The organism is Acinetobacter sp. AOR41_HL, assembly GCF_027854645.1.
Taxonomy (GTDB): Bacteria; Pseudomonadota; Gammaproteobacteria; order Pseudomonadales; family Moraxellaceae; genus Acinetobacter; species Acinetobacter nosocomialis.
The window spans coordinates 1-11900 of the sequence record NZ_JAKTHZ010000036.1 but is presented as its reverse complement, the minus strand read 5'-3'; the positions used below and the strand labels follow the sequence as shown (position 1 = coordinate 11900).

Below are 11900 nucleotides of genomic sequence, written 5' to 3'. Positions count from 1 at the left end.
TACATTGAAAGAAGTAAGCCACTATTTAATCGAAAATAAAAATATGGCATGGTCCATCACTATGTGTTTGGTCGCTGTGCTTTTGACTATTTTTATTTTAAATCTCATTTTAGGTTTACTTGTTCATTTTTTTGATTATAGCCAACCGATTTGGTGGCATGCCTTAAGCCCCTATTTTATTGCTCTTTTGCTTTTTATTATGGTTTGGTCGGTGGTGACCGAGCTTTATATTTTACGTAAAGGTGGTCATTCCCTTGCTAAACAGCTTAAAGCGCGTCGTTTGGTAAAAGGCGAGAGTACACCAGAAGAACATGCGGCATTAAAAATTACAGAACATTTGGCGCAAACATTTTCTCTTAACGTTCCAACTCTTTATGTTTTGCCTGATGAAGTGGGTGTAAATGCATTAACTGCAGGTTTTCACTCAAATGATATTGTCATTATTTTGACTTGGGGAGCTTTACAGAATCTAGATGAATTGGAGCTGTATGGTTTACTGGGTCATGAATTTAACCAAATTTTATCTGGTGAGGCTGTAGAAAATACTAAATTAAAAATTTTATACAGCGGTTTAACGACTTTCAGTCAATGGGGCAGTAAGCTCGCAAAACAAGGTTTTAAGCGCTACAGTCCGGGTTATAAGCATAAGTTCGAGACTGTGTTTGTAGCTGTTGGTGGAGTGATTTGGTTAGCAGGAAGTTTAGGTGTTTTAATCACTCGCTTTATTAAATATTTAACATTAAGTGGCCGCACATTTCGCAATGACCAAAAAACTATGCGGTTGCTAAAAAATAGTACGAATACCCAAACATTATTACGTATTTATGTTCACCATTCAGGATCACAAATTCATAGTGCTTATTCTGAATCAATCGCGCATATGTGTTTTGCAAATTCACTTAGCCCTCAAAGCTGGATGAATATTCACCCGAGCATTCGTGAACGTATTTACGAACTTAATCCCACTTTACTGCAAGATTTACAATTAGAAAATTTAAAGAAACTTCGCAATAGGCCTTTATTTAGTCTTTTTCGTTCATTAGAAGAATCTGAGACGGAAATCTATATTCCGTGGTCATCACCACAACCGCTGCCATTATTGCGTCTTTCTCCAATTAGCTTTGCATTAAATGATGCGATCAAGCCTTTAAGTAGTGATATCCGACGTAATAAAAAACGCCCTGAACTTATTCAGCGTGCATTGCAAACAGCCACTGGTTCACGTGAGGTGATGGTTGCGATTTTAATGATTCGTCAATATCGAGAATTTATTCCGCAAGAAGCTCCTGTAAGTCATTCGATAGTCGATGCTTTGCTTAATTTGGATGGTCGTATTCATATTCAGATATTTCACGACGCATGTAAAAATATTGGCCATATGCCAGCAAGTATTGCGCGTCAATTTTTGACAAAACTGGCACTTATTATTCAGGAAGATGGGGAAATTGGGCTGCTTGATGCCTTATTATTAGAGCGGGTCAAATATGAATTGAACTTGATGCCGCTTCATTTGCCAACAGCATTTGAAGAAGTGAAACCTCAAATAGTTCGTTTAATTGATGCGTTACTTCATGTGCAGCAAATTAATAGTCCAAACCAGTTGGAAGTCCGTGAGCGTATTTTGCGTTCTTTGCTTAACCCAGATGAAATGCATATTTATGATGAAATTTCGGATGAGCCTTTAGACTTGGCTGAAATTTTAAATGACATTGCTGGCCTTTTACTTCGTGACCGTCTAAGTATTTTGGCAATTGCTGAGATGTGTTTATGGAGTGACCGCATTATTACTCAAGATGAACTTGATGTGCTGGAGTTACTCTACTGGCGATTTGGTTTTGAGTCCGATGAAATTGTAGAGCAAATGCAGAAGAAAAATAGCGTTATGATTATTTAAGAGACATATGTGATTTCCACTAGCGATCATTAAAAGAAAACGCTGAAAAAAAGTCAGAAGCCCGTTAGAATGTGTGTAGATTAGAGGTACTGATTTAAACATGATTGGGCAGCAAAGAAATATACTGGCAACTTTAGGAATTGATATATGGATTCCTAGAACACAAGCGTGCCAAAAAAATAATGCCCATACTGTATGGCGAGATCAGATTGTTGAATCTCATACACCAATTATCGCACCTACAATAGATGTTCCTGCTTTTGGACAAAAGCCATCTAAGCCTTTGTTGCCTGAAGCACCTAAAGTTGTAGAGCAACCTTCAATAGCAATTAGAGATGTTCCGCAGTCTGAAAGGGTTATTGAAAAACCTGTGATTGCTGTTGAGCAAGAGGCGATTGCTCCATTCGAGTTGCAGGCTTATTGCCTTGAAAAGTGTGTAATCTTTGTTGATGTGACAGCACTAGAAAAAGAAGAGAAACAACTTTGGACAAATATACAAAAGGCTAAAGTGGGTCACTATGCTGAATTAAAATGGCCTTTTCCCTTAGCGGCATATCAAGATCAACGCGGTGTGGGTTCATATATTCAGGGTTTCTTAGATGCTGTAGCTGCAGAAAAAAAGATTTTGTGTTTAGGTAAATGTGCGTATATTCAACATGCAAATCTTATTCATTTAGCTAGTTTAAAAGAAATGTTAGATAAGCCTCTCCTTAAGAAAAGATTGTGGCAACTTATGCAAGATAACAATGAGTAGTAGGGATATACATGAAAAAGGTTGTAGTTTTTAGTCAAATTGATGAAGAGATTTTGTCACGGTTGCAGCAGGATTATCACGTTGTCGTATTAAACCCTAAACTGGGTGATATTAATGAGCAGATACGACAAGAAGTGGTAGATGCTGATGGAATGATTGGCGCGGGACGCTTACTTAATGAAAGTAACCTTGCTCCAGCACAAAAATTAAAAATTATTTCATCTGTGACTGTTGGTTACGATAATTATGATGTTGCTTATTTGAACCAAAAGAAAATCTGGTTATCAAACACACCTCATGTTTTGACAGAAACTACTGCGGATCTTGCCTTTACTCTATTGTTAAGTGCAGCTAGAAAAGTACCATTTTTAGACCACTGGACTAAACAAGGCGAATGGAAAAGAACAGTAGGGCCACAGCAGTTTGGTCTGGATGTTTTTGGGAAAACACTTGGTATTATCGGACTTGGTAATATTGGTGCTGCAATTGCGCGTCGTGGTTTTTATGGTTTTAACATGAATATTGTTTACCATAATCGACGCGAAAAGCCTGAATTGGCCGAGCCATTGAATGCTCAATATCTAGGTTTGGATGAGTTGCTACAACAGTCTGATTTTGTAGTCACAGCAGTTGATTTAAATGCAGAATCTAAAGCCTTAATGGGCAAAGCTCAATTTGAGCTGATGCAAAAGCACGCTATCTTTATCAATATTGCGCGCGGTTCAGTGGTTGATGAGCAGGCACTTATTGAAGCTTTGCAGCAGGAAGTCATTTTTGCTGCTGGCTTAGATGTATATGAAAAAGAGCCTTTGCAAGATTCGGCACTTTTTAAATTACCAAATGTTGTTACCTTGCCTCATGTGGGGTCTGCTACAGCTGAAACACGCAAAAAAATGGCAAATTTAGCTTATAAAAACTTAGTAGAAGCATTGGAAGATAAAACACCAAGGTATTTGGTGAACCCTAATTTCGTATAAATATTGAATAACACTTCATTGCAAATATAGTCTATTTTCAATGTTATAGTGAAAGCCTGCTCATATGATGCAAGAAACTCAAGCATTATATGAATGGGCTTTTTTGTTAGTTTAATTTTTAATAGAGAAGAACTTTTGAAATTTTTGCCAGTTATTTTAAGTTTGGCTTTTATAACAAATGCCTCTTACGCTGATCCTTTTGACTCAAAACCAGCTTCTGGGCAGGTTGAAATTCCGAATATTGGTAGTGGAATAGGATTACTTGATCAACAAAAAGAAAAATTTATCGGTGAAAAAGTTTTCCGTGAAGTTCATAAACAAATGCCAGTCATCCAGGATGTATGGTTGGAAGATCAGTTTTTTCAAGTTTTCTCTAATATCTTGGCTGAAACACAGCTTGGACAACCTATTGGGCTTGTCGTCATTAAAGACCCACAAATTAATGCCTTTGCTGTTCCTGGTGGTTTATTTGCATTAAATACAGGTCTTATTTCCTCGGCTCGAAATATTGATGAGATTGCTGGAGTGATGGCGCATGAGATTGCTCACGTTTCGCAGAGGCACTTTAGTCGTTCAGAAGAGGCTTTTAAAGGGCAAACTCTTTTAAGCTTAGCTGGTTTGCTAGCAGGTGTGGCTTTAGCTGCCCAAGCAGGTGGGGATGCTGGAGCTGCAGTCATGTTGGGTACGCAAGCTGCACTTCTGGATAAACAGCTCACTTATAGTCGTAATCAAGAGCGTGAAGCTGACCGTATTGGAATGCAATATATGTATGCTGCAGGTTATAACCCGCAAAGTATGGCAGATTATTTTGAAACAATGCACAGGGCAACAAGTCATGTAAGTTTCCTGCCGGATTTTTGGCTTACGCATCCCTTAACGACTGAACGTATGAGCGAGGCTCGTTTAAGAGCAAACCAGATGCCTAAAGTTAAAAGTCGAATATATGATGTCGATTTTGAAATTTTAAAATGGTACACCATGGTGGTTGCGGGAGAGGCGACTGAAAACCAATTGCAAAGTTTGGCATCGCAAAAAAATCTCGCAGGGTTACTGGCTTTATCTGCTTTTTATCTTAAACAAGGAGATTATGCCCAAGCTCAAACAACCTTAGATCAAGTAAAATCTAGTGGTAAGCCACTTGTTTCTTTAATTCAAACAGATATTTATTTAGGCCAGAATAAACTTGATCAGGCCTATAATTCGATTGCGCCATTGCAAATGACTATGCCTGAAAATAAAGCGTTTAGCTATAAGTTGGCTGAGGTGTTGTTGCGTCAGGGGAAATATATGCAAGTACAGACACTTGTTCAGCGTTTTATTAATAAAAATGCTAGAGATATTCAAGGCTGGCAACTATTACAGCAAGCCGCTAATTTAGATAAACAGTCACCGTTAAGAGCGGTGAATGTGTTGCGATATCGTGCAGAAGCACAGTATTGGTCTGGTAGTGAAGAAAATGCAATTAAATCTATGCTACATGCACAAAGACTAGCGAAAGGCAATCAAGCCATGTCAGCTAAAATTGATGGTCGATTAAAGCAAATGCAAGATGAGCGACGAATGAAAATTTAGAGCTTGTAGTTTGAGCTTATGCTTTTCAAACACACAGATATGCTTAAACTGACAAGTAAATGAAAGCTTAGTCTAAGAGTATATAAAGGAGAGAGGAGGGAATTAAGCTAATTTAGCTTTAATTTTTGCTGAAACTTGAGCAGGATCGGCACGCCCGGCTATGATCGGACGTAGAGAATTCATCACCTTACCCATATCTTTCATGCTAGTTGCTTCTTGAGCAGCAATCGTTTGCTCAATGATAGAATCAAGCTCTTCCTCAGTCATAGCTTCTGGTAGAAACTGGGAAATAATCTCAGCTTCGGCTTGTTCTTTACTAGCTAAATCATCACGACCAGCACCTTCAAAGGCTTTGATCGATTCTTTACGTTGTTTAATTTGCTTTTCAATGACCGCAAGAACCTGAGCGTCGCCAAGCTCTATGCGCTCATCAATTTCGATTTGCTTAATTGCTGCTTGTAGACTACGCAAAACCGTCACTGTTGCCATATCTTTGGCACGCATAGAAGTTTTTAATGCATCAGTAATTTGGTCTTTTAAAGTAGTCATAATTTCAGCAGTCAATCACAAATTAATTAGTAAAGGCGAGTAGTACGTACAGATTCGCGAGCCAATTTCTTTTGGTAGCGTTTAACTGCAGCAGCTTTTTTGCGCTTACGTTCTTGAGTTGGTTTTTCGTAGAATTCGCGCTTACGAACGTCAGCTAAAACACCAGCTTTTTCGCATGAACGTTTGAAACGACGGATAGCTACGTCAACTGGTTCGCCTTCTTTCAACTTAACTTGTGGCATGTAAAATCCTCTAGATTATGGATAAGATCAGGCACACCATTGCGCCGGATCACAAGTGAAGGTCAGTATTTTACTCATTTACAACTCATATCACAAGTCTATAATAGCGATTGCAATATTTTGACTCATATAAAAGGCAGTTTTGATGATTGTTTTAGGCTTGGAAACTTCTTGTGATGAAACAGGGTTGGCACTTTATGATAGCGAACTCGGCTTACGGGGACAGGTTCTTTATAGCCAGATAAAACTTCATGCCGAATATGGTGGTGTGGTTCCGGAATTAGCTTCTCGTGACCATGTTCGTAAGCTTATTCCTTTAATGAATCAGCTGCTTGAACAAAGTGGTGTTAAGAAACAGGAAATTGATGCAGTCGCTTATACACGTGGCCCAGGTTTAATGGGAGCATTAATGACAGGCGCATTATTTGGAAGAACTTTGGCTTTTTCTTTAAATAAGCCTGCCATCGGTGTTCACCATATGGAAGGACACATGTTAGCTCCATTGCTCTCAAGCCAACCGCCTGAGTTTCCATTTGTTGCATTACTTGTTTCAGGTGGACATACACAATTGATGGCGGCTCATGCGATTGGTCAATATGAGCTGTTAGGCGAGTCAATTGATGATGCAGCCGGTGAAGCTTTCGATAAAGTTGCAAAAATGATGAATCTGCCATATCCGGGTGGGCCAAATATCGCAAAACTGGCGTTATCTGGTGATCCTTTAGCATTTGAATTTCCACGTCCAATGCTTCATCAAGGTCTAGATTTTTCTTTTAGTGGCTTAAAAACGGCAGTTTCTGTTCAACTGAAAAAATTGAATGGCGAAAACCGTGATGCTGACATTGCTGCTTCATTCCAAGAAGCTATTGTAGACACCTTAGTAAAAAAATCGGTAAAAGCTTTAAAGCAAACTGGACTTAAGCGTTTAGTGATTGCTGGTGGGGTGAGTGCAAATTTACGCTTACGTGAGCAATTAGAAACTTCTTTAGCAAAAATTAAGGCGCAAGTTTACTATGCTGAACCTGCTTTATGTACTGATAATGGGGCAATGATTGCATTTGCAGGTTACCAGCGTTTAAAAGCAGGTCAGCATGATGGTTTAGCTGTCACGACTACACCGCGTTGGCCAATGACAGAATTGTCTATTCCTAAATAAAATTATTCATCTGCAAAGGCTTGTTGATTTTCAATATCTATATATTCGAGATAACCCCGGCCTTGCACCTCATTGCCAAAATAATGGCCCGTAAATATATAACCACTTGCATAACCTTGCCCATGACCATAGCGGAATGGGCAGTCAATTTCTGCCTGAATGTTTAAGATAATTTGCTTTGCATCATTTCGGGCAATCCAAGAAAAGTATTTGGGAAGTCGCATTTTTTTGCCCGTTGGAGAAATGAAGTCATCAACTTGGTGTGAAATAATATCAAAGCTAACGTCTGTATAAATTTCAGCTGGTCGATCAAGATGTCTAATGTGCAAGGTATAGGTTACTGTTTGCCCCACAATATCTGCTTTTGTTAGAAGAAGTTGAGTGTTTTCATTTAAATTGATGATTTGATAAGTGAAAAAATCAAGCGGTAGTTTATGGTTCTCAGGTATAAGTTGAGTTGTGAATGAGTGGGGACCAACTGCACGAGCATATTCGTAAGTGCAAAGCCCTTCACTTTCAATGCGTTTTTCCTGATAGTTTAAAAAACCTTTAAATTTTGCCAACAAACTAAAATGGTCATAGACTGGTGTTTTTATGAACCATGAAACATGTGAAGTCACATCAATATCAAAGTCGAAATCTAGACCCTGATAATGCCCATTAATATGAATTTGAGGGAATTTTCCTTGAATTGAAATTTCCTTACCAAGTTCTATTAAACTTCCATCTTTATTAATTTTTGTCTCTTCGGGAATGATATAGGCTTTCAATAATGCTTGTTCAAGGGCGGCTGTACTTGAAAAGAAAGTCGCTGTTTTTCTAGGGTTTCCAACGATAATATCATCATGATCAAATGCAAGTGCGCCAGGCGTACCGATTAAAATCATAATATTTAAATAGCGATGAGGTTCTGGCAAAACTGGAAAAAAGATTCCGTAGTGGGTCCAGCTATAGTATTTTTCGTCAACACGTGGGCGAATGATATAAGATTGAGTAAAAGGAAGGGTTGAATATTTTTTTGCTTGATCTAAAAAGCCTTGTGCGAATAACAAACTTTTAGCAACAGTTTTGCTTACTAGAGAAATTTTTGGCAATTGTTTTTTCATATATAAACCTAAAGAAAACTATCTATATTTAGGTTATGGAAAACAATTGCCAAAGCTAAGCGGTTTATAGGCCAAAGCTAAGGCTTTGTGGGACATTTTATTTAACTGTTAGACAGTTCTTTTAAAGCGTTTAAACCGATCCAATGCTTAGAAAACTGATAAGCCGCACGACCAGAGCGCTGACCACGCATTTGACACCAACGTAAACTCTCAGCTCGAACTTCATCATTGAAAGGCATGTTCGCTTTATCTAGATAATGTTCTACGATTTCTAAATATAAATTTTGATCCATTGGGTAAAAAGATAACCACAAACCAAAACGGTCTGATAGAGAGATCTTTTCTTCAATCGCTTCTTGAGGATGTAGTTCGGTATATTGGGGCACATCTACTTTGGTTACAGGTGTGTTTTCGTGCATGAACTCAGGTAACAAGTGACGACGGTTACTGGTCGCATAAATAATAAAATTTGTTGAACCTGACTGTAATGAACCATCCAATACACTTTTTAAACTACGATAATTTTCATCTTCAGCATTAAACGCTAAGTCATCACAGTAAACGATATACTTTTCAGGTCGGTTTTGAATAATTTTTTGAATTTTTGGTAAGTCTGCTAAATCATCACGTTCAATTTCAATTAAACGTAATCCTTGAGGAGCATACTCAGTGAGTAAAGCACGCACAATAGAGGATTTACCTGTACCACGTGAGCCTGTTAACAGTACATCATTTGCGGGTAAGCCATTTAAAAACTGCAAAGTATTTTGAATAATTTTTTCTTTTTGACGTTCGATGCCTTTTAAGTCATCAAGATAAATATTCTTAGGCGTATAAATGGCTTTAAGTTGCTGGTTTTCCCATCTAAAAGCTGGTGCAGTGAAATCAGTTTCTTGCTTCGGTTCAGGTAAGACCTGCTGTAACTGATTTAATACAAGTGATAAGGTTTGAACTAAATTGTCGGGTAAATCAATGGTAGCCATGGTTAATCAATCATGTTAAACAGTAATTTACTAGGATACTAACACCGAAATTTGCAAGCTGACAAAAAAGATACTGGTAATGCAGTTTATCGGTTTTGCAATTGATTGAAATGTTCAGACCGCGCATAGTGTTGTCATGTCTATTCAGTAAAATCATCTGTGAAGATGAGGACGAAATATGTTTGAAAAAATACGAAGTGATATGAATCCACATCAGGCTTACCGTATCAAAAAATTACAACGTCAATTAGACATGGCTGAATCTTATGAAGAATGGAAGTCTTTTGCATTAAAACTGGATGAAGAAACAGGTGCACAAGAGTGGAAGTTTGATAATAGTTCGCCTTACTTCGATGCCGAGCTCATTTCTTATCGTTACACTTTACTGAAAAGATATCGTCAGCAACACCGTACTCTGGATTTGATTTATCTTTTAAAAGAAGGGCTAACCTACGATATTGCAAATATTGGTCATCCTATGTTGTTTGCTGCCACACATGTAGGCACAAAAAAATTAATTGAAGATTATATTGAAGAAGTCAGTCAAAGCTTGGCTTATATTGCATCTAGTGAATGTATTACGTTTCAAAGAAAAGAAAAAATCGAGTTTTTTGAAAATTGTGAAAAAGCTTATGGTCAGCCTGCTCTTATGTTTTCGGGTGGTGCAACTTTAGGTCTTTTTCATACTGGTGTATGTAAAGCTCTAATTGAACAAGATTTAATGCCTAAGGTACTGTCAGGCTCAAGTGCGGGCGCTATTATGACTGGTATGTTGGGAATTTCTGCCAGTGAAGATATTCAAAATTTGTTAAATGGCGAGCAATTTTTCAGTGATGCGTTTCACTTTAGAAAACTTCGTGAACTTATAAAAGGGAATGGTGGTATTGCAGATGTCCACTATTTAAAAAAATTCCTCATTGAAAATTTGGGCGATCTTACTTTTGAAGAAGCATTCAAAAAATCAGGTTTGAATATTAATGTCGCTGTTGCGCCGTATGATGCAACAGAAAATCCTCGGATTATGAATGCAATTATGACACCCAATGTTTTGGTTTGGAGTGCTGTGTTGGCTTCTTGTGCTGTACCAGTTTTATTTCCGCCTGTGCGTTTAACCAGTAAGCGTTATGATGGTGAACATACGCCGTATATGGCAAACACTAAATGGGTAGATGGCAGTGTGCGTAGTGACTTTCCACAAGAAAGAATGGCAAGGCTTTATAATTTAAACTACACCATTGCTAGTCAAGTGAATCCGCATGTTGTGCCATTTATGCAAGATGATGCACACCGTTTCCGTAAGGATGTTTTAAGTTGGCCTGAACGTATTTTAAGACGCCAAGGTAAAGTGCTTTCGATGGGAATAATGGATTTTACCCGTCAAAGATTAGGAGCCATTTCTCCAGTAAGGAGATTGCTTGATCACGGATATGGTGTAGTAGGGCAGCGATATTATGGAGATGTTAATATTATTGCCAAATATAGCTTAAAACATTATGCCTATACGTTACAAAACCCTCGTCCACATTTATTTAAACGATTACAGCGAGAAGGTGAGCGTGCGACTTGGCCGAAAATATCTTCTATAGAAACTCATGCGCGTATTGGTAAAACAATTCAGCATTGTTTAGAAGTTTTACGTTTTGAAGAAAAGAAACAACAGCCAGAGTCTTATTATGCTGAAGCATGATTTTGCTTCTCATATAGAACACTTAAAATGCGTAACAAAACCTAAAAGTTCAGCTTTAGGAAGGCATCTATGGACATGTTCTATAGATGCTCATTACTACTGGCTAAAATACCAAGTGCCGCATGTACATGCTCAAGGTGAGCAAGATTTTTTGCATGAATTGCAATTTTATGAAGATATTCAGCATAAAAATATAAATTGGATTTTGCCATTTAAAATAGTTGATGCCGACATTATTTCCCCACTACAACTGCTTAAAGGGAAAGTATTAATTTTGCCAAGCACCGATTGCTGGTTTGATGACTTAGATCAAAAGCAAAATTTAAAAGATATTCATGAGATGATCTATACAGCGCTTATGGCTTTAGCAGAACTTCATGAGCTAGGGTGGATTCATGGCGATATTAAAAAAGAACACTTTCGAAAGTTTGAGCAGGGGCTATATTTAATTGATTTTGAAAAAACACGGCTTATAACTACTCCTGATTCAAACATTGATGCTACACCAAGGTATATGGCACCTGAACTGTTCCATGGAACTAGGAAGAATATACAAAGCGATTTATATGCTTTTGGAGTTGTTTTATATGAATGGCTAAGTCAAATACGTTTACAAGCAAACACTTATCATGACTGGGCTGTATTGCATTGCCAAAACTTAAACATTCAATTACCAGATTCATTTCAAATTTTTTACCCGTTACTGGTGGGGTTATTGCAAAAACAGCAGAAAAATCGATTTTCAAATGCATTTGAAGCAATCAATTGTTTAAATGCTCTCTCAAACTTATAAAAATCATTGATCTAGTATCTGTATACAATTTACACGGTCAGTTTTTTTTAGAAAAAAAACACTTGTCACTGTTAGATCTTATCGCTAATATACACAGCCATCGGGGGCGTGGCGAAATTGGTAGACGCACTGGATTTAGGTTCCAGCGCCGCAAGGTGTAAGAGTTCGAGTCTCTTCGCCCCCACCA

At 37.9% G+C, this 11900-nt stretch carries 11 protein-coding genes and 1 tRNA gene; 8 read left to right on the top strand and 4 right to left on the bottom strand.

What is annotated here, in order from left to right; translation table 11 throughout:
• Nucleotides 1-4: 4 nt before the first annotated feature.
• The 4 genes from MKL35_RS13545 to MKL35_RS13530 all read left to right on the top strand — a co-directional run bounded on the left by MKL35_RS13545 (nt 5) and on the right by MKL35_RS13530 (nt 5197).
• Nucleotides 5-1894 (top strand): M48 family metalloprotease, encoded by a 1890-nt coding sequence (locus MKL35_RS13545; protein ID WP_004707885.1) that lies wholly within the window; start codon nt 5-7, stop codon nt 1892-1894.
• A gap of 100 nt (nt 1895-1994) precedes the next feature.
• On the top strand, nt 1995-2648 hold the full coding sequence (locus MKL35_RS13540; protein WP_022575394.1) for a hypothetical protein: 654 nt from the start codon (nt 1995-1997) through the stop codon (nt 2646-2648).
• An 11-nt stretch (nt 2649-2659) separates the two neighbouring features.
• On the top strand, nt 2660-3625 hold the full coding sequence (locus tag MKL35_RS13535; RefSeq protein WP_017393795.1) for a 2-hydroxyacid dehydrogenase: 966 nt from the start codon (nt 2660-2662) through the stop codon (nt 3623-3625).
• A gap of 144 nt (nt 3626-3769) precedes the next feature.
• A complete protein-coding gene (locus tag MKL35_RS13530) occupies nt 3770-5197 on the top strand; it encodes a M48 family metalloprotease (RefSeq protein ID WP_081404394.1) in 1428 nt (475 codons plus the stop codon).
• 102 nt (nt 5198-5299) lie between these two features.
• Here MKL35_RS13530 and MKL35_RS13525 read toward each other — a convergent pair whose 3' ends face one another.
• Entirely contained in the window at nt 5300-5746 is a 447-nt protein-coding gene (locus tag MKL35_RS13525) for a GatB/YqeY domain-containing protein (protein ID WP_032010179.1), read from the bottom strand.
• A gap of 26 nt (nt 5747-5772) precedes the next feature.
• On the bottom strand, nt 5773-5988 hold the full coding sequence (gene rpsU / locus MKL35_RS13520) for a 30S ribosomal protein S21 (RefSeq protein ID WP_001136722.1): 216 nt from the start codon (nt 5986-5988) through the stop codon (nt 5773-5775).
• Between the two features lie 145 nt (nt 5989-6133).
• Between rpsU and tsaD the strand changes: the two genes are divergently transcribed.
• Entirely contained in the window at nt 6134-7144 is a 1011-nt protein-coding gene (gene tsaD, locus MKL35_RS13515) for a tRNA (adenosine(37)-N6)-threonylcarbamoyltransferase complex transferase subunit TsaD (protein WP_002049277.1), read from the top strand.
• A 2-nt stretch (nt 7145-7146) separates the two neighbouring features.
• Here tsaD and MKL35_RS13510 read toward each other — a convergent pair whose 3' ends face one another.
• Both MKL35_RS13510 and MKL35_RS13505 read right to left on the bottom strand, forming a co-directional pair.
• A complete protein-coding gene (locus tag MKL35_RS13510; RefSeq protein WP_106479544.1) occupies nt 7147-8250 on the bottom strand; it encodes a DUF6670 family protein in 1104 nt (367 codons plus the stop codon).
• A gap of 101 nt (nt 8251-8351) precedes the next feature.
• Nucleotides 8352-9233, bottom strand: coding sequence for an ATP-binding protein (locus MKL35_RS13505; RefSeq protein ID WP_017393791.1), 882 nt, complete (start codon nt 9231-9233; stop codon nt 8352-8354).
• Nucleotides 9234-9411: 178 nt separating this feature from the next.
• Here MKL35_RS13505 and MKL35_RS13500 point away from each other — a divergent pair, with 178 nt between their 5' ends.
• The 3 genes from MKL35_RS13500 to MKL35_RS13490 all read left to right on the top strand — a co-directional run bounded on the left by MKL35_RS13500 (nt 9412) and on the right by MKL35_RS13490 (nt 11900).
• On the top strand, nt 9412-10920 hold the full coding sequence (locus tag MKL35_RS13500; protein WP_002049303.1) for a DUF3336 domain-containing protein: 1509 nt from the start codon (nt 9412-9414) through the stop codon (nt 10918-10920).
• Nucleotides 10907-11713 carry a protein kinase domain-containing protein gene (locus tag MKL35_RS13495; protein WP_032010176.1) on the top strand — a complete coding sequence of 269 codons (807 nt, stop codon included), beginning with the start codon at nt 10907-10909 and terminating at the stop codon, nt 11711-11713. The genes MKL35_RS13500 and MKL35_RS13495 overlap by 14 nt, the downstream gene beginning before the upstream one ends.
• A gap of 102 nt (nt 11714-11815) precedes the next feature.
• Nucleotides 11816-11900: transfer RNA gene (locus MKL35_RS13490), tRNA-Leu, on the top strand.

Bases quoted from the DNA above. Each gene is read 5' to 3' on its own strand.
- MKL35_RS13540 (WP_022575394.1), top strand. From the start codon at position 1,995: ATGATTGGGCAGCAAAGAAATATACTGGCAACTTTAGGAATTGATATA.
- MKL35_RS13535 (WP_017393795.1), top strand. From the start codon at position 2,660: ATGAAAAAGGTTGTAGTTTTTAGTCAAATTGATGAAGAGATTTTGTCA.
- MKL35_RS13525 (WP_032010179.1), bottom strand. From the start codon at position 5,746: ATGACTACTTTAAAAGACCAAATTACTGATGCATTAAAAACTTCTATG.
- rpsU (WP_001136722.1), bottom strand. From the start codon at position 5,988: ATGCCACAAGTTAAGTTGAAAGAAGGCGAACCAGTTGACGTAGCTATC.
- tsaD (WP_002049277.1), top strand. From the start codon at position 6,134: ATGATTGTTTTAGGCTTGGAAACTTCTTGTGATGAAACAGGGTTGGCA.
- MKL35_RS13510 (WP_106479544.1), bottom strand. From the start codon at position 8,250: ATGAAAAAACAATTGCCAAAAATTTCTCTAGTAAGCAAAACTGTTGCT.
- MKL35_RS13505 (WP_017393791.1), bottom strand. From the start codon at position 9,233: ATGGCTACCATTGATTTACCCGACAATTTAGTTCAAACCTTATCACTT.
- MKL35_RS13500 (WP_002049303.1), top strand. From the start codon at position 9,412: ATGTTTGAAAAAATACGAAGTGATATGAATCCACATCAGGCTTACCGT.
- MKL35_RS13495 (WP_032010176.1), top strand. From the start codon at position 10,907: ATGCTGAAGCATGATTTTGCTTCTCATATAGAACACTTAAAATGCGTA.